This is a genomic window from Bacteroides finegoldii DSM 17565 (assembly GCF_000156195.1).
Lineage (GTDB): Bacteria > Bacteroidota > Bacteroidia > Bacteroidales > Bacteroidaceae > Bacteroides > Bacteroides finegoldii.
Genome location: NZ_GG688319.1, coordinates 171396 through 186956 on the forward strand (window position 1 = coordinate 171396; position 15561 = coordinate 186956).

Annotated in this window: 15 protein-coding genes and 1 pseudogene; 13 read left to right on the forward strand and 3 right to left on the reverse strand. The window is 46.0% G+C overall.

From position 1 onward, the window contains the following. Nucleotides 1-8: 8 nt before the first annotated feature. The 5 genes from BACFIN_RS15010 (at nucleotide 9) to BACFIN_RS14990 (ending at nucleotide 5653) form a co-directional block, all read left to right on the forward strand. Nucleotides 9-1082: a glycoside hydrolase family 18 gene (locus BACFIN_RS15010; protein ID WP_032839362.1), complete on the forward strand. Its 1074-nt coding sequence runs from the start codon at nucleotides 9-11 to the stop codon at nucleotides 1080-1082. A gap of 7 nt (nucleotides 1083-1089) precedes the next feature. Further along, nucleotides 1090-2241, forward strand: a complete 1152-nt coding sequence (locus tag BACFIN_RS15005) for a DUF1735 and LamG domain-containing protein (RefSeq protein WP_007750154.1) — start codon at nucleotides 1090-1092, stop codon at nucleotides 2239-2241. Between the two features lie 5 nt (nucleotides 2242-2246). Beyond that, nucleotides 2247-3677, forward strand: coding sequence for a BT_3987 domain-containing protein (locus BACFIN_RS15000; protein WP_007750157.1), 1431 nt, complete (start codon nucleotides 2247-2249; stop codon nucleotides 3675-3677). Between the two features lie 16 nt (nucleotides 3678-3693). Further along, complete coding sequence (locus BACFIN_RS14995) at nucleotides 3694-5040, forward strand: DUF4989 domain-containing protein (protein ID WP_032839363.1); 1347 nt, start codon at nucleotides 3694-3696, stop codon at nucleotides 5038-5040. Nucleotides 5041-5224: 184 nt separating this feature from the next. Beyond that, nucleotides 5225-5653, forward strand: a complete 429-nt coding sequence (locus tag BACFIN_RS14990; protein WP_007750169.1) for a DNA-deoxyinosine glycosylase — start codon at nucleotides 5225-5227, stop codon at nucleotides 5651-5653. A gap of 73 nt (nucleotides 5654-5726) precedes the next feature. Here BACFIN_RS14990 and BACFIN_RS20555 read toward each other — a convergent pair. Then, a pseudogene (locus BACFIN_RS20555) lies at nucleotides 5727-6521 on the reverse strand (phosphoribosyltransferase family protein). Between the two features lie 145 nt (nucleotides 6522-6666). Next, the gene (locus BACFIN_RS14985) at nucleotides 6667-7836 is read right to left on the reverse strand and encodes an ATP-binding protein (protein WP_032839332.1); all 1170 of its coding nucleotides are present in this window, start codon (nucleotides 7834-7836) and stop codon (nucleotides 6667-6669) included. Between the two features lie 375 nt (nucleotides 7837-8211). On the opposite strand from BACFIN_RS14985, the gene BACFIN_RS14980 reads away from it, so the two are divergent. The 5 genes from BACFIN_RS14980 (at nucleotide 8212) to BACFIN_RS14960 (ending at nucleotide 12444) form a co-directional block, all read left to right on the forward strand. Continuing rightward, nucleotides 8212-8436 (forward strand): DUF7688 family protein, encoded by a 225-nt coding sequence (locus BACFIN_RS14980; RefSeq protein ID WP_007750182.1) that lies wholly within the window; start codon nucleotides 8212-8214, stop codon nucleotides 8434-8436. A 452-nt stretch (nucleotides 8437-8888) separates the two neighbouring features. Next, a complete protein-coding gene (locus BACFIN_RS14975) occupies nucleotides 8889-9302 on the forward strand; it encodes a single-stranded DNA-binding protein (protein ID WP_007750186.1) in 414 nt (137 codons plus the stop codon). A 127-nt stretch (nucleotides 9303-9429) separates the two neighbouring features. Then, nucleotides 9430-9888: a hypothetical protein gene (locus BACFIN_RS14970; RefSeq protein WP_032839367.1), complete on the forward strand. Its 459-nt coding sequence runs from the start codon at nucleotides 9430-9432 to the stop codon at nucleotides 9886-9888. Nucleotides 9889-10369: 481 nt separating this feature from the next. After that, on the forward strand, nucleotides 10370-10648 hold the full coding sequence (locus BACFIN_RS14965; RefSeq protein ID WP_007750194.1) for a hypothetical protein: 279 nt from the start codon (nucleotides 10370-10372) through the stop codon (nucleotides 10646-10648). A 32-nt stretch (nucleotides 10649-10680) separates the two neighbouring features. Beyond that, the gene (locus BACFIN_RS14960) at nucleotides 10681-12444 is read left to right on the forward strand and encodes a ParB/RepB/Spo0J family partition protein (RefSeq protein ID WP_007750198.1); all 1764 of its coding nucleotides are present in this window, start codon (nucleotides 10681-10683) and stop codon (nucleotides 12442-12444) included. Between the two features lie 7 nt (nucleotides 12445-12451). On the opposite strand, the gene BACFIN_RS23575 is transcribed toward BACFIN_RS14960, so the two are convergent. Then, nucleotides 12452-12586 carry a hypothetical protein gene (locus BACFIN_RS23575; RefSeq protein WP_007750206.1) on the reverse strand — a complete coding sequence of 45 codons (135 nt, stop codon included), beginning with the start codon at nucleotides 12584-12586 and terminating at the stop codon, nucleotides 12452-12454. Nucleotides 12587-12891: 305 nt separating this feature from the next. Between BACFIN_RS23575 and tnpA the strand changes: the two genes are divergently transcribed. The 3 genes from tnpA to istA all read left to right on the forward strand — a co-directional run bounded on the left by tnpA (nucleotide 12892) and on the right by istA (nucleotide 15534). Continuing rightward, nucleotides 12892-13248: an IS66 family insertion sequence element accessory protein TnpA gene (gene tnpA / locus BACFIN_RS14955; RefSeq protein ID WP_004319780.1), complete on the forward strand. Its 357-nt coding sequence runs from the start codon at nucleotides 12892-12894 to the stop codon at nucleotides 13246-13248. 3 nt (nucleotides 13249-13251) lie between these two features. Continuing rightward, entirely contained in the window at nucleotides 13252-13617 is a 366-nt protein-coding gene (gene tnpB / locus BACFIN_RS14950; protein ID WP_032839335.1) for an IS66 family insertion sequence element accessory protein TnpB, read from the forward strand. A 378-nt stretch (nucleotides 13618-13995) separates the two neighbouring features. Continuing rightward, complete coding sequence (gene istA / locus BACFIN_RS14945; RefSeq protein ID WP_198134581.1) at nucleotides 13996-15534, forward strand: IS21 family transposase; 1539 nt, start codon at nucleotides 13996-13998, stop codon at nucleotides 15532-15534. Nucleotides 15535-15561 lie beyond the last annotated feature (27 nt).

Sequence of the window (15561 nt, forward strand, 5' to 3'; positions counted from 1 at the left end):
CAAAATTTATGAAAAATAATATATTGAATAGTGGGTTGTGCTTGGCTTTGGGAATGGCGGCTTCATTTTCTCTTTCTTCATGTGAAGATTGGACTGAAGTAGAAAGCCTAGATATTCATACTCCTTCATTGGAGGAACAGAATCCACAATTATATGAGGACTACTTGAAAGACTTGAATGCTTTTAAAGCCAGCGATCACCATGTGTTGTTTGTTTCATTCAGTAATGTGGCCAATCCTGTAAAACAGGGTGAACGCCTGACAGCCCTGCCCGACAGCGTGGATTATATTTCTTTGAACAATCCGTCCGAAATAGGAGCAGGATTGCTTGAGGAGATGAATGAAGTGCGTAGAAAAGGTACTAAAATTGGATATACATTTTCTTATGCCCAGTTTGAAGCAGAGTGGGATTTGATGCTAGAGGCAAATCCTGAGCTGACTGAGACTGAAAGACAAGAATACTTTACTAAGAGAACTGAAGAGATGTTGTCATTGGTAGACAAGTATAATTATGATGGTGTTATTGTTGATTACGTTGGCCGTTCATTGGTGAGCTTGAAGGATGAACCTTTGCGTACATATATCGCTCGCCAAAAGGGTTTCTTTGATATTATCAGCACTTGGAAATCAAGGCATACAGACAAATTTCTTGTTTTTTATGGCAATGCGCAATACATTGCTCCGGATAACATGGGCTTCCTGATGAACTGCAGCCATATAATTGTGCGAACGGAACTGTCTACCGGTGAAGGAGATTTGGATGTTAAGATTCAGTTGGCCGAAGAAGCTGGAAAAGAAGTCATGCATCAGTATGAAGGTGCCAATCCTGTGCCGTTGGACAATATGATAGTTTGTGTGCAGATGCCAAAGGCTGATGACAAGAACAAGACTATCGGTTATTGGGGGACAGTGGAAAGTGGTAACAAAGTGTTGGCAGCTGTTGGTGCTGCTAGTTGGTTGTGGAAGCCGGTCACTACTTACACGCGTCGTGGCTTATTAATCATGAACGTGGAAAGTGACTATTATTCGACCAACTATTCTTTCCTTAAAAATGTAATTAATATAATGAATCCTAACAAGTAAAGAATTTATGAAATATTATAACTATCTGAGTTTGGTAACCCTGTTTTTAGTTATGGGGTGTAACTCTGAAAATGTGGACGAAGAACATCACTATGATAATAAATTATACATTACTTCGGCCACCATTACCGATGACTTACTGATTAAGGCAGATGTGAAGGAAGCTACCCGTAGCTTGTCCTATCGACTAGCGAGTCCGGCTAATCAAGATATCTCCATCACGTTCGATGCTGCTCCGGCATTAACAGCTTCGTACAACATGAACTATGATGACCATGCCGAAGTTCTGCCGGTCAATTACTATGAAATTCCCAACAAGACAGTGACCATTGAAAAAGGAGCTGTCAATAGTAACGATGTAGTGATTAATTTCAAAGGAACACACGAACTGAACCGTGAAAAACGCTTTGTGCTTCCTGTAACCATTGTCAATGCTGATATCCCCGTATTGGAAAGTAAAAAGACAGTTTACTTTGTATTCAAAGGTGCTGCTTTGATAAATGTAGTAGCCAATATTGATGAAAATTATTTTCCGGTATATTGGAAAGATTATAGTAAAGTGAATTCACTTAGAGTTATTACGGTAGAAGCCTTGGTACGCAGCAGTGACTGGACGGACGGTCGTGATAATGCTTTGAGTACAATCTTTGGTGTAGAAGGGGAGTTTCTTGTCCGTATTGGTGATGGAGACCGCCCAAGAGACCAATACCAATGTGTGGCTCCCGGCGGAAACTTCCCGGGCGCAAACGTAGTAGATGGCCTACCTGTTGATGAGTTCGTTCATATTGCTACAGTTTATAATGCTGATACAGGTGAACGCAGTTATTACAAGAATGGCGAAAAAGTTTATTCTGACAATTCTGCAACTAGAGCTATCAATTTGTCTAGTAGCTGTTATATCGGATACTCTTATGAAGATGGTCGTTGGTTACCGGGGGAGATTTCGGAAGTGAGAGTTTGGAATGTTGCCCGCACGGCCGAAGAAATTGCATCCAATCCGTATATGGTGGACCCACACTCAGAAGGGCTTATTGCTTATTGGAAATTTAATGAAGGGACTGGTTCCAAGATTATTGACCATACCGGTAATGGCAATGATCTTACAGGAAACACTACTCCCACTTGGATTAATGTTGAACTACCCGAACTTAAAAAATAAGATTTATGAAAGTCAGAAAAATAAAATATTCATTGTTTGCCTCTATGATGGCAGTCGTGGCAGTATTCTCAGCTTCCTGTGAAGACACTCTAGAGATAGGTAAGCCTCTCGATGAGTCGCAGTATGAAGATATTTATGCCAAGAATGGTTATTTGCGTGACGCCAAGTCTAATCGTGTGACCAATATTATCGACTTGTTTACCGAAAATTATAAGACTTCAGTGCGTTTGGGATTGACCAAAGCCCCCACCGTGTCTTCTTCCGTCAAGGTCGAAGTGGATGCCGCTTACCTGGAAGCCTACAACAAGGAACACGAGACAACGTTCAAGCTTTTTCCTAAAGAACTGATAACTTTGGGTGATGAAGGATTGATGACTATCAATCCAGACTCCAAAACAGCTGAGCTTTCCTTGTCCGTGACTGGTGGTGAAGCCTTGGAAGAAGATGTGACCTATGCCATACCTTTGACTGTCAACGAGGCAGGCAGTGACATCCAATTCAACAACGAAGAATCTCGTCACTGCATGTATTTCGTGAACGACATGCGTAAGAAAGGGGATGTATTCAAAGGGGAAGACAAACCAAAAGGTTTTTTGTTCATTGAAGTAAATGATGTTAATCCGCTGAATGCGCTTTCTTTCCAATTGGAAAATGGCAAATACCTTTGGGATGCCGTGGTATTGTTTGCAGCAAATATCAATTATGACGCAGCTTCCGGTCGTCCTTACGTTAAGTGCAATCCTAATGTGCAGTACTTGTTGGACAACAATGAAACGCTGATTCAGCCCTTACGTAAGCGTGGCATTAAAGTAATTTTGGGTATATTGGGTAATCATGATATGGCTGGTGTAGCTCAGCTTTCCCCTCAAGGATGTAAAGACTTTGCTCGTGAATTAGCTCGCTATTGTTATGCTTATGATTTGGATGGTGTCAACTTTGATGATGAATGGTCTGACCCAAATCCCGATATAAACAACCCCGCATTTACTTCTCCCTCATATGAAGCAGGAGCACGTCTTTGTCTCGAAACAAAGCGGGCTATGCCTGATAAACTTGTTACGGTTTTCTGTTGGGGTAAAATGCATTCTTTGAGTCAAGTAGATGGAGTTGACGCTAAAGAGTATACTGATATTGCTGTAGCGAATTATGGCTCAACAGCTCCAGCTTTGGGTCAGATGACCTTAAAACAGTGTTCAGGAGTATCTTCTGAATATAATGAACGCCGTGGAGGAGACTTGAATGCTAGTACAGCTCAATGGTTAATGAACAATGGTTACGGCTGGTTTATGGGATTTGCTCCCTTCCCAAATAATTATATTGATATTTGGAAGCGTCTGGAGGGAGCTGAAGTATTGTATGGTTCTCCTTTGAAAGAACCTTCTCTTTTCTATAAAAAGAATGCAACCGAACCTTCTGTTTGGCCTAATGATTTATAATAAAAAAAGAAATACTATGTTGATATCCAATAAATATATATCATTATTATTGATTTCCGGACTGATGTTTTCATGTCAGGAGGATGAAAATCTGAATTTGAAAGATTTTCCAAACAATCAGCCTTCGTTTACAATAGAAGGTAGTGGTAATTCATCCAATATGAATTTGGAAGCAATTTATCAGCAAGATAGAACCTTGCAATTGAATGGAGAAACCAGGAGAACCTACACTTTTGCTATTCAGCCTTCTCCAGAAGACGCAGTAGTAACTTTTACTCCTATCTGTACGAATATTCCAACTGATAAAGTGGAACTGAGTGCAACGAAGATTGTTATTCCTGCCGGTTCAACCGAAGCTTCTGTTACTGTAGGACTCAAAGATGATGATTTTAGCTTTGCAGCAACTACTTTGCCGGAAATGACCTATGAATTAGGAGTGGTAGCCAATGTGACCGGATATAAAATTGCAGAAATGGCATATGAAGCGAAAGTAGTGATTAAGAAAGAAGCTTTCACTATTGTAACATCCTTTGATGGGGCGAATGATAATTCTGCGACCTTTGAACGAACTGTAGAAGGGGATAAGATTCTTGATTCTGCTCCTATTAGTTATAAGTTTAAAGTTAAGTTCGACAAAGTTTCCAATCATGATGTAAAATGTATGTTGAATTATGAAGGAATACCTGAAGCCTATCTGGATGATATAACTGTCTCTCCTGAGGAAATAACCATTCCTGCAGGGCAGTTAGAATCTGAAGAAATTACATGGTCCATGTCTGATAAGTTCGTTCTCAGCACAGAGGATGCAGGTGTTTTTGAATTCAAAGTGAAGCCAACTTTCATCTCAGAAGAAGAAAATTTGTCAGTTTCAGAAAATAAAGGTAACATAAGTTTACGTACATCTAAATCTGTTTTAAATATAAAACACGCTGTTGAAGGATTTGACGATTCATACAAAGATTTAGATAGGTCAGGTTGGGAAGTTACGGATTTTGTAGATTTTCAAACCGGTGCGAATGGTGCCAATATTTTGGATGATAATAAAAATACTTATGTCTATTATAATTATAATGATATTCCAGGAAGTTTCATTGTAGACATGAAGAATGAACAAATTTTAAAAGGAATAGAATTTCAATACAAATTCTACTTCCGATACTGGTATGCTACCAAAAATATATCTATTTCTACTTCATCCGATAGGAATGCATGGGTTAACCATGGGAATGTATCAGGATTACCAGCACAGGAATTCCACTATATTCAATTTGTTAAACCTGTAACAGCCCGCTATATAAAAGTTTCTATAAAGGGATACCATACTGGTGTTGTACAATTGTCTTCAATAAAAATGTTTGAATGAGATAGTTAGACAAACATATAATCAGACTATGTTGTTTTAATTGAGGGTGTCCCAAAAATGAGGGCACCCTCTTTTTATTTGACAATGGTATATTTTACTTAACTTATACCCATTGGCGGAATTAAATTGATAAACAGTTTATGTATCTTGTGAATGATAAATAGAACAACTATATTGATAAACTATGGAAAAAATATATTCTATGCCAGCTATAGAAAATAGCGAAAGTGAGATTTTAATTTTAGGCACCATACCTGGAGGTGAGTCTTTAAAATATCAGCAATATTATCAGAATAAAGATAATTTATTTGGGGATATCATGTTTAGAATTTGTGACCCTAATTGGCCTTTTTTTGAAGAAGTTTATACTATTCCTTATGAAAAGAGAAAACAGTTATTGTTAGATAATAAAATCTCTTTATGGGATATTCTTGAATCTTGTGAACGTGATGGAAATAATGATAGGACTATTAAGAATGAGCAATTGAATGATTTAGAAACATATCTGAAGTTACACCCCAAGATTAGAAAAATTTGCTTTAATGGGCAAAAGGCATATAGCTATTATAAGAAAATGGTATATAATTTGCTACAGAAAATCCATCCAAATTAATACTTCATTTTACATTTAAGAGAAGTTGCAATGGTAGTTACTGATGGTCATGTCATAGTATTCATCCTACCGCCTAATAGTTAATTAGCGTTACGAAGAACAACGGTGGCACGGTAACGGTCTTTCCGTAGAAGATGGCCGCCACCACCTTGCCGCCGCACCGTTCTATCTCCTCCTTGTAGTCGGCCACGCTCTGCCCGGTCGTCAGCACATCGTCCACGATGATGATCTCTTTTCCTTTGATGTCCCTAGTAATTCCGTTCAAGGATGCGTTCCTCGCTGTCCTTGGTCTCATGCAGGCTTTCGCGTTCATCGAACACATCGACGTCATACAACCCCGGTGTTAGTTCCCGGCAGTGCTTGCCGATATATCAGTCGAGCCGTTTGAACCGCTGTCCGTATTTTATCCAGTTGCTGCACGGCATTAACATGATATGGTAAGGCTTCTCGTCCGTCTGTAAGGCAGACATGCACGCCTTGAAAAACTCGATGCCGTGCGTTTCGCCATTCTTGAACAAGTAGAGGAACGGCAGAAAGCCCTTTGTTCTTCGCTGAGCAACTCGTGGTACCGGGACGGGTAATAATGCCCGTAAAAAGCCATTCGTATGCCCCGCGACTTGAACAGCGTGAGCGGAAGGTGGTCCTCGAACAGGTCGGGATGCAAGAAACAGAACATACGGCAGGCGTCCCGATGACCGGTCATGACTGCCAGACGGCAATAACGGTCGCGCTCCTCGGCGTTGTCGGCCATCCGTGCGGCGACATACGCTGCTTCTCTAGCTTTCCGCCGCCAGTAGCCGATGATGTGCCACAGCACGCCGATCAGGCAGAGCAGAATCAGGAATATAATGACAGGTTTTATGGCCATTGAAGCGTTTGTCTCACATTTATCGAAAGGGCGTATCCTTTAACCGTTTGATATTCTGACATTTTATATACATCGTCGCATTCTACGCGGCGGACTGTGGATTTTTACGCGGCGTCAGGCGGCAAGCGCCGCGAACCCTGACAACTCATTCCAACACATCGTCCAGATGGGCGTAATTCAGCAGGCTGATTTCCCCTGCGGTGTTTTCGAGCGTGCCCGCATAGACCACCGCCTTGCCCTCCACGGGGCCTTTGACCCAGCCGTCCATCTGTTTCAACGCCTTTTCAAAATCCGCGTGGTAAGTCATGGCCGACTTGATTTCGATACCGTAAAATCCCGAACCTTTTTTCAGCAGCAGATCGACCTCGTTCTGGTTCGAGTCCCGGTAGAAATAAAGGTTGCTCTCCTTGCCCAGGTTATACCGCCGTTTCAATGCCTCCATCACGACGAAATTCTCGAACAACGCCCCCCGCATCTTGTCCCGGGCAAGTTGTTCCGGGGATTCGATGCCGAGCAGATGACAGGCAAGCCCCGTGTCCGTGAAGTAGAGCTTGGGCGTTTTGGTCAGCCGTTTGCGCGTGTTCTCGAAATACGGGGGCAGCAGGGCCACGATATAGGATGCCTGCAACACGGACAGCCACGCCGTGACCGTGTGGGAGCTGATGCCGATTTCGTTCGCCAGCTCGGAAGCCTTGAACAGCGAGCCGATACGCCCGGCACAAAGCCGGATGAACGTGTGGAACTGCATCATGTCCTTGATTTGCAGCAAGTCGCGCACGTCCTTGTCCAGGTAGGTTTTCATGTACGCCGGATAGAGGAATTTGGGCACGTTGCGCCCCGAATAAATCGCGGGATAGAACCCGTTGAACAGCAGGTGGTCGAGCGGCGTGTCGGCGGCTATCTCCCGTATCTCGGAATAGGACATGGGCAACAGTTCGAAAACGGCGGTACGCCCCGCCAAAGACTGCGTGACCTTCTTCAGCATGGCGAACTGCGAACTGCCCGAAAGGATAAACCGGCGGTCCGCGTCATCGTCCACCATGCCTTGTATGTACGACAAAAGGTTCGGGGCGTTATGTACTTCGTCCAGAATCATGCCCTCCTTGTGCTGGTTCAGGAAAGCGACCGGGTCGTTTTCGGCAAAGCTCCGCACGTCGAGGTTCTCCAAGGAGTAATACGGCAGGTGCGGGAACAGGTTTCGGATCAGGGTTGTCTTGCCGGACTGGCGGGGGCCGGTGACGGTTATGACCGAGAAATAACGGTACGCCTCTTCTATCACGGCGGACAATTCCCTACGGATATATTTTGTTTCCATATTCGTTTATGCAATTTTGAAATACAACTGCAAAATTACATAAATCATGTCGCGGTGCAAATTTTCCGGGATGTTTTTCTCTGTCCGGTACCGCTTTTTCCTGTTTTATCGTCATTTCTCCCTTTGTCGCCGTCAGGCCGGCTTTCTCTTTTCACCGGCAAAGGTTGGATAAAGCGCATCGGTGCCAAGCCGCATTTCATTCGGATAACGAAAACAGACTATTGCATGGTCGGTTTTCTATCCGGGTTTGGCCCGGGATGCTTCCGCTTTATCCGTTACCCGCCTTGAAAAGCTGAAACCTGACCTGCAAGCCCGGCGAGAGCTGGGAAAGAAAAAACGGCTTTTCAGTGTTCAACCAATTAAAACAAAACAGTTATGACAGACGAAATCAGACAAGACGGCAAAACCGTATTGAGCGGCGAGGACGGGGTTTCTATCCCGATGTTTTTCAACAACCTCTGCGGAAAGAACTTTTCAGGTAACGAGTACCGGGACTATATCAGGAATATAGCCCTCGGCGAGATGGGCTTTAAGCCCGGCGTTATCAAGTTCTACCGGGACGGTGTGCTGCAGAGGACGGGAGAAATCCCGGACATCTGAAACGGTTCGTACCCCGGAATCCGTACTGGCTGGCCGCCGGTACGGATTTTTGGGATTTCGGTCTGCCGACGGCTCTCCCGGTTATAGGCCTGCCTTTCCCTTTTTATTCCCGTTGCCGGTATCCCCGTTTATACCTTCCGCACCTCCCCCTTATAGCTTCCGTTCCAACCATTCGTCTTGTGCGACCTGTGGGGGATTGCATTTTTCCGCAAAGGTAAACCGCCCGGTCCGATCTGCCAATGCCGGCTGCCGCCGCGAGTGGCCTGTAAAAATCTTCCTCTCCGGCTGTCGAGCGTATTTTTCCGTCCAGCCTTGTCCGCTTGTCCCGGCCACCTTCAAAAGCAGAAAAATAATCCCTGCGGTCGCAAACAGGCCGAACAGAGGGAAAGAAAAAAAACAACAGTTCAGGTAATGGCAGGACTAACCACCTTGCCGCAAAACATTTTCAATTTATGTTACACGTTCACACCATCGGACGCATCGGCAAAGACTGCCAGGTCATCACGGGAACACACGGCTCATTCATCGCTTTTGATATTGCCGTAGAGGATTATGCACACGGAAACAGCGTTACCACTTGGGTAAGGGTACGGAGCAAGAGGGAGAACCACATCCGGCTGTCCGAATACCTGACAAAAGGACGGTTGCTGCTCATCGAGGGAACGCTCTCGGCCTCGTTGTGGAAAGACAAGGACGAAAACTGCCAGATACAGCTTTCCATTACGGCAGACACGCTGGAGTTCATCAACACCGGAAAACGGGAAGGCGCAACTTCCGACACGGGTAATGCGACGGATGCAGCAGAAGGGGTTTCCGACCCCCCTGCCGATGCGCCGCAGGACGACAAGGACGACCTGCCGTTCTGACCGGGAGCATAGCGGGCTATCCGGAAGAAGACAGGGAGCGGGGGACTCCTCGCTCCCCGTTTTTTATGCACGTGGCGTTACAGCCCGGCAATGGAAAAAACAAAGGTTTCACATGAAAGACAAGGCGATGGAAAAGAAAAATCACAATACGGTCGGACGCACCGGAAGACAGGTTAAAAAATCCCTGATGGTTATCAACGTCAGGCGGGAAATCATAGATGTTCTCCGGATAACGAACCGGCGTTTTATGTATGACCCGCAGACCGGTATTTTACTTTTAGGAGATGAGATATACGGTAAAAGCATCCGCAGCTCCCATGCACAAGAGTTCCACGAATCAAAGGCGGGAGGCAGCTTTGATGACTATTTGCGCGGGTGGATCGGCACATCAAGGCAATATCCTCGCGGGATTGTCCATTTTGCCCCCGCTGTCAGCATGGAGCAGTTCGACAGGGGGTTCGACACGTTACAGATGTTCGCCAGGCTTGAAGGCATAAACGGAGATACCATAGTCAGGGGATTCTGCAACCAGCCCGAAATAAGGCTCGGCGAGATACTGCCCGCCTCCCTCAAAGAAGATGTTTAGGTAAACAAGCCGCAGGGACGTTATTCCTGCGGTGATGTCGCCCGCAAAGGCCCGGTTATAAATCCACCCGCCGGTGATTTCCTTTTATACCTTTCCCTTTTCTCTTGTACTTCGCCAAGGCCGGGCCTCCTTTTCTATATAAACAGCCGTTATCCGCCCTTTATAGGCTTCCTCCCTTATACCCTCTGCCTGCCGGCCATCCTTCCTTTTCTATATGCTTTGACGCTTTTCCGGATTCGTCCGCTGCCTTCGCCGGTTGGGTTTTACAAGATGCAAAGGTAGGCTGTCGCGCTTGATACGCCGTCTTGAAGTGCATTTCTTGCAAAATTCTTCCTTACTGCGTAAGAGTAATTTGGCAAGAAAAGCCGTCGTATGAAGCTGTCCCGACAGCCGGATACCGCATCAGTAAAATCCCAAAGCGGTTCAGGCAGGAAAGAACCGAATAAAGGGAAAAGAAAAAACAACTCAAAATGACAGAGATATGGACAAAATTAAATTGGTGGTTTTCAACGAATACGCATTGGGCTATATCATGCCCGAACAACCCGACAAAGTTTGCACGTTGGTTGATAGCGTACTGCGTGGCGCACCCTTTCGGGTAATGAACGAGCCTTACTACATCGGAGCAAAAGATACCGTCAGACTGGCAGGCAAAAAAGACTTCGAGACCTTTCGGGTGGTGTTCGACGGGTACGACAATCCGCAGGAGTACGAGTTTGATACCGCCGACAACGGGCGACAGAACCAAGAAAACAAATAACTCAATTATAAACCGTTAAAATTAAATGAATTATGGAAACAAAGAGCATTCAGTCAGTAGAGAAGAACATCACTATGGTAGCATTGGCAAACGTACAGCCGAGCAGTTACAACCCACGCAAGAACTTTGACGGGGAAAGCCTTGCCGAACTTGCCGAGAGCATTCGTCAGCAGGGAGTGTTGCAGCCTATCGGGGTGCGACCCACGGAAGAGAACCGCTTTGAGATTGTGTTCGGAGAACGCAGGTTCCGAGCCTCCCTCATGGCAGGGTTGGAGGAAATTCCTGCTATCGTTATGGAAATTTCGGACGAGCAAGCCGAAGAAATGGCGGTAACGGAGAACCTGCAGCGCAAGGACGTTACCCCGATAGAGGAAGCCAACGCCTACCAACGGTTGTTGGAGAGCGGTCGCCACGATGTGCAGTCGTTAGCCGTGCAGTTCGGCAAGAATGAAAGTTATATCCGTACACGCTTGAAGTTCGTTTCCTTGATACCCGAGATTGCACAGCTTTTGGAGCAGGACGAAATCACTATCAGCGTGGCGAGCGAAATATGCCGTTACGGCGAGGACATTCAGCGTGAGGTGTACGAGACACACCTCAAAGAGGGTGTGCAATACAATAGTTGGCGAGGAATGAAAGCATCCGAGGTGGCGAAGAAAATCGAACAGCAGTACACAGCCGACCTTGCACGTTATTCGTTCGACAAGACCCTCTGCCTGTCATGCCCCCACAACACCAACAACATGATGTTGTTCTGCGAGGGCGGTTGCGGAAACTGTGCCAATCGCACCTGCCTTGCCGAAATGAACGCAGCGTATCTCACCGAGAAAGCCGTGCAGTTCGTGGAGCAATATCCCGCCGTGTCGCTGTGCCACCAAGAGTACAACTACAACGAGACGGTAGTGGAATGCCTTACCGCCATGGGCTACGAGGTCGAATGCCTCAAAACCTACGCCACCGCATACCCCAAAACACCCGAAGCCCCCGAAAAGGAGGAATACGGCACAAGCGAGGAATACGAGGAAGCATACAAGGAGTACGAACAGGACTTCAGCGACTACATGGAGCAGTGCAAGGCTATCCACGGGCAGGCGGAAGCAGGAGAGATAACGCTCTATATCCGTATCGAGCAGAAAGAGGTCGTGCTGTGCTATTTGAAGAATGCCGCATCCAACGCGAACGGAACGGACGGGACGGTGGAGAAACCGCTCTCTCCCGTGGAGAAACTGGAGAAGCAGGACAAGCGCAACAAGGAGATTGCCCTTGAAAAGACCGTGGAGGACACCAAGAAGCAGATTTTGGAGGTGGATATGTCAGAACGCAAGTTCGGGCAGGACGAGGACAAGATGATTTATTTCTTCCTGCTCGCTTCCCTCCGCAGGGAACACTATGCAGAGGTAGGTCTTGAGGAAAAAGAACCTTATCACTACCTCACGGACGAGGAAAAGATGGACATCATCGCCAACCTCACCGCCAAGCAGAAAGCCGTTATCCGCAGGGATTTTCTGATTGCCAATTTCAAGAACGCATTCGGTGGCAACGCCGTTGCAAGCCTCTTGCTCGACTTCGCACAGAAGCACATGCCCGAAGAACTGGCGGAAATCAAGAACGGGCACAATGAGGTGTACGAGAAACGCCACCAACGCATCGAGGAAAAGAAAGCCGTCCTGCTCGTGCAGGAACAGGCAAGGCAGGAAGCCGTAGAAGCGGAGGAAGCACAGCCCGAAACCGAAATGCAACCCGAAGAACAGCCGCAGCCCGAGGCGGAACTTCAGACGGAAGAGGTTGCAGCGTGACCCAGATTCAAAGGTGGGACGGAGAAATCCGTCCTGCCGTTTTTTTCACGCTCATACGCGCCCGCCGCAGGGCGGCATCCTCTTCTAACACCTGCCGCAGGCAGCACCTCCCTTTTTTATCCGTTTCCCCCTTATACCGCATGGACTTCCCTTTATACCGCGACAGTTTCGCCGGTGGCTCCCTACCCGCCGGGATATGCTTTTTCCCGTGCAAAGGTATTGCCCGGGAAACACATCCAAGTACCGCTGACGCTATTTGAACGCAATTTTCCGGTAGCTTTCCCGATTTTCAATCGTCCATATCTCGCTGACGCTCCATACCGCAACGATAAAATTCCGCCCAAATTTCTTGTTTGTTGTTTCCTTTGTAAGCATTCGATAAACTCCCCCTTTCATTCTAACAATGTGATGTTACTTTTGTAGCCAAAGTAAAAAAGCTCAATCGTTATGTCACATCAATGGACCATGGAAGATTTTGAATCTATTTACTCCCGTTTCAAGTCGAGCGGACTGTCAGTTATGGATTTTTGTTCGAATGAATGTATTCGTCCCAAACGTTTCTACGAGTGGCGTTCCAAGCTGTTGCGCAAAGGCGGCTTTATCCCGGTCAAGGTAAACAGTAAGGGACAGGTCAGTCTTCCCCATAAGGAAAAATCCCTGCTGTCTGCACCTCCGGTCAGCCCGTCACCAATTCCCCAGCCGCTATGTGAGATCTCCTATCCCAATGGCGTCACAGTCCGCTTGAACAGCCCTTTGTCACCGGAGGTATTGCAAACCCTGATATTTTTGAATTCAAACCGTTAGCCTATGTTTTCTTTGAATGAATCCAACAGATATTATCTTTACCCGTATCCGACAGACATGCGTAAGAGTTTTTATACGCTTAGCGGCATCGTGACCAACCAGATGGGAAAGAATGTACGGGACGGTGACGCTTTCATTTTTATCAATGCGAATTGCACCTGTATGAAAATCCTCCATATGGAATATGGTGGTCTGGTGATATACCATATGAGGCTGGAACAGGGGCACTTCCATCTGCCGGTCATAAATACGGAGGAAGGTCGGATTAAAGCGATTGAAACCTTCTGGAATGACCTTGTGATGATGATTCAAGGAATGGATGGCAGCAAGGTCAGGCGTTATAAAAGAAGTGGTTTCCATGGGTTATAGTTGTAACAAATTATAACATATACAATGCCGTATTCCGGCTGTTTTTTAGTATCTTAGCATCATATTTAAACGATTATGCCAACCGATAAGGAATTACTGATAAAGGATCTCATGCACAAATGCGACTGTCTGTATAGTGATAATATCGGCGAATCGGTACCACTTTTATCACTCAAACAGTACCATCTCTATCACTCAATCAGTACCAAAATTATCCGTGAATCAGTACCACAGTTAGCGCTGAATCGGTACCATTTTTAGCGTTCAACTGATACCACAGGTAAAAGTCATAATAGTTCTTACATAGGGGAATGTTAATATCCATAATTTTGTTATTCAATTTTTTATAACAGAATTATGGCAAATACCCCAATTAGTATGACCAAATTAAAACGGATGCTTCAATTACTGGCATCAGGCAACAGTCAACGAGATGTTTGCGGACTCCTTCATATGGGCCGCAATGTATTAAGTACTTATGTGAAGCGTGCATTGGCTACCGGCAAGGATTATAAGACCTTGAGTGAGCTTAGTGATGCCGCACTGTCAGCTCTCTTGAAAACTCCCCGGAGTTCTTCCGATGAGGACGAAAGGAAGGCAAGGGAACTTCAGGATTACCTTCCCGTGGCTTGTGAGGAGCTGCAACGCTCACGACATTTATCAGTTTTACAGTTGCATCAGGAATACATGCAGGCGCATCCTGACGGTTATGGATACACTCAATTTAAAAAGTATGTCCGTAGTTACCAGAAAAGCCATAATTACTCCTACCATAATGTCTATATCCCCGGTGAGGAGATGCAGATAGACTTTGCAGGAGACCATTTGTATCTGACACGTCCCAAGACCAAGGAACATATAGCGGTTGTCGTATTATGCTGTGTGCTTCCCTTCAGTGGCTTAAGTTATGTCATAGCCTTGCCTACAGCCTCTTTGGAACACTTCTTTTGGGGACTGTCCCGGTGCTATGACTATCTGGGTGGTGTTCCGGTCACCAACCGGAGTGACAACATGAAACAGTGGGTTAAACGTACTGACCGTTACGAGCCGACCTTTAATGAGGCCGCACTTGAATGGAGCACTTATTATAATACGGAATTACTGGCCACACGTGTGGCACATCCACGCGACAAAGGTTGTGTGGAGAGTCTGGTGAACCAGTCATACCATGCAATCTACGGAGTCATCCGCAATGAGGAGTTCCATACTCTTAATGAGCTGAATAACCGTATCTTCGGTCTGATGGATGAATATAACAGTAAGAAAAGAGGCAATCGTGAAAGCCGCAGGGAAGTCTTTGAAAGTATGGAAATGCATTGTCTGCAACCATTACCTCCAACCCCGTTCCGGTTTACCTATCGGAAACAAGTCAGGCTCGGTAGCAATTATCACGTCATAGTCGGCTCGGAACATCATTTTTACAGTGTGCCTTACCAATATGTAGGAGAAGAGGTCAATGTCGTCTGGGACTACGAGACAGTCTCCGTGTATGCCCGTGAAGAAAGGGTTGCGATACACCGCCGGTCCTTCGTTCCCAATGCCTATACAACAGAAGAAACCCACATGCCGGAAAAACATCAGGCTTATAAAAGGCTTCGTGAGAGAAATGCGGCATTTTACCTGGACAAGGCCCGTCTGATAGGAGAAGCAACCGGAATCGTTGTTGGCCGGATCCTTGATGCGGACCGCTTTCCTCAATGTAAGTACCGCTCTTGCGAGGGAGTATTGTCGTTGGAGAGAAAATACGGTCTTGAAAGGGTGGAAGCCGCTTCCGGCCTGATCAAGGAGTGCCCATCCGTCAGTTATCTGATGCTTAAGAGTATCCTCATTAGAAAACTGGACGGTCAGGTTGTCAGCGAATCCGTAAGCAAATCGCCCAAATGTACTTATGTACGTGGGGCTGAAGCCTTCAAATAACCGCTCGTCGGGACGGGTGGTCCCGCC

Bases quoted from the DNA above. Each gene is read 5' to 3' on its own strand.
- BACFIN_RS15010 (WP_032839362.1), top strand. From the start codon at position 9: ATGAAAAATAATATATTGAATAGTGGGTTGTGCTTGGCTTTGGGAATG.
- BACFIN_RS15005 (WP_007750154.1), top strand. From the start codon at position 1,090: ATGAAATATTATAACTATCTGAGTTTGGTAACCCTGTTTTTAGTTATG.
- BACFIN_RS15000 (WP_007750157.1), top strand. From the start codon at position 2,247: ATGAAAGTCAGAAAAATAAAATATTCATTGTTTGCCTCTATGATGGCA.
- BACFIN_RS14995 (WP_032839363.1), top strand. From the start codon at position 3,694: ATGTTGATATCCAATAAATATATATCATTATTATTGATTTCCGGACTG.
- BACFIN_RS14990 (WP_007750169.1), top strand. From the start codon at position 5,225: ATGGAAAAAATATATTCTATGCCAGCTATAGAAAATAGCGAAAGTGAG.
- BACFIN_RS14985 (WP_032839332.1), bottom strand. From the start codon at position 7,836: ATGGAAACAAAATATATCCGTAGGGAATTGTCCGCCGTGATAGAAGAG.
- BACFIN_RS14980 (WP_007750182.1), top strand. From the start codon at position 8,212: ATGACAGACGAAATCAGACAAGACGGCAAAACCGTATTGAGCGGCGAG.
- BACFIN_RS14975 (WP_007750186.1), top strand. From the start codon at position 8,889: ATGTTACACGTTCACACCATCGGACGCATCGGCAAAGACTGCCAGGTC.
- BACFIN_RS14970 (WP_032839367.1), top strand. From the start codon at position 9,430: ATGGAAAAGAAAAATCACAATACGGTCGGACGCACCGGAAGACAGGTT.
- BACFIN_RS14965 (WP_007750194.1), top strand. From the start codon at position 10,370: ATGGACAAAATTAAATTGGTGGTTTTCAACGAATACGCATTGGGCTAT.
- BACFIN_RS14960 (WP_007750198.1), top strand. From the start codon at position 10,681: ATGGAAACAAAGAGCATTCAGTCAGTAGAGAAGAACATCACTATGGTA.
- BACFIN_RS23575 (WP_007750206.1), bottom strand. From the start codon at position 12,586: ATGCGGTATAAGGGGGAAACGGATAAAAAAGGGAGGTGCTGCCTGCGG.
- tnpA (WP_004319780.1), top strand. From the start codon at position 12,892: ATGTCACATCAATGGACCATGGAAGATTTTGAATCTATTTACTCCCGT.
- tnpB (WP_032839335.1), top strand. From the start codon at position 13,252: ATGTTTTCTTTGAATGAATCCAACAGATATTATCTTTACCCGTATCCG.
- istA (WP_198134581.1), top strand. From the start codon at position 13,996: ATGACCAAATTAAAACGGATGCTTCAATTACTGGCATCAGGCAACAGT.